Source organism: Aeromonas sp. QDB11 (genome assembly GCF_027705265.1).
Lineage (GTDB): Bacteria > Pseudomonadota > Gammaproteobacteria > Enterobacterales > Aeromonadaceae > Aeromonas > Aeromonas allosaccharophila.
This window is the reverse complement of record NZ_JAPDBM010000220.1, coordinates 1-690: the sequence shown is the minus strand read 5'-3', so window position 1 is coordinate 690 and position 690 is coordinate 1. Positions and strand designations below refer to the sequence as shown.

At 48.8% G+C, this 690-nt stretch carries 1 protein-coding gene and 1 pseudogene; one reads left to right on the top strand and one right to left on the bottom strand.

Annotation, left to right across the window (positions count from 1 at the left end):
* Nucleotides 1-76: 76 nt before the first annotated feature.
* Nucleotides 77-376, bottom strand: a pseudogene (locus OKC40_RS22765) (pullulanase); the annotation flags it as partial.
* Between the two features lie 40 nt (nucleotides 377-416).
* Here OKC40_RS22765 and OKC40_RS22760 point away from each other — a divergent pair.
* Nucleotides 417-690: hypothetical protein (locus OKC40_RS22760; RefSeq protein WP_270797059.1), on the top strand; the 274-nt coding region annotated here is incomplete at its 3' end.

The following is a 690-nucleotide window of genomic DNA, read 5'->3' as shown; positions in this document are numbered from 1 at the left end:
AGACGCAGTTCCTGCGGGTAGAAAAATGGTGATCGGCATGATGTTATTGGCTGATCGACATGATGTTATTAGCCACACTCGGGCTCTTGTAGCCAAAGTTGGTACCGCAGCTCCAGCCTGAATCAGCAAACTTGAACTTGTAGGGTGCCCACTCTTTCTTGAGGGTGCCTTTGGCCATATAGAGCTTGTCAGCCACCTTGACTACCTTGCTTTCATCAGTCGCCATCCAGTCGTTCATCTCCCCGCGCAGGTAGATGGACTTGCCACCGAAATCGCTGTTGTCTGCCCCAGCCTGCTCTGCACCACTATTGGATGCGCAACCGCCTAATACCAGGGTTCCCGCCGCCAGCATCATCGTTACTGTTCTCTTGAACATGAGTCTATTCCTTAAATTATTGTGATTCCTTGGTCCATCCATGTGGACTGAAGAATTAAACCAGAGCGGGCATCACAAGAAAGGTAGAGGCATCACATTCTGTGCTTTTTATATCCAACATATTGAACCAATGAGCGAATATCGAACAGAGAATGGGGGTTCTTTTGGCACTTTATGGGAGATTTCATTGAATTGCGGGAGGAGGGTGGCTAATAATCAAGCGGCTTGCTTATTTTTAGGCAATAAAAAACCCCGCTCATCGAGCGGGGTTTCTTGGATTGGGTGCCTGGCAGTGTCCTACTCTCGCATGGCGA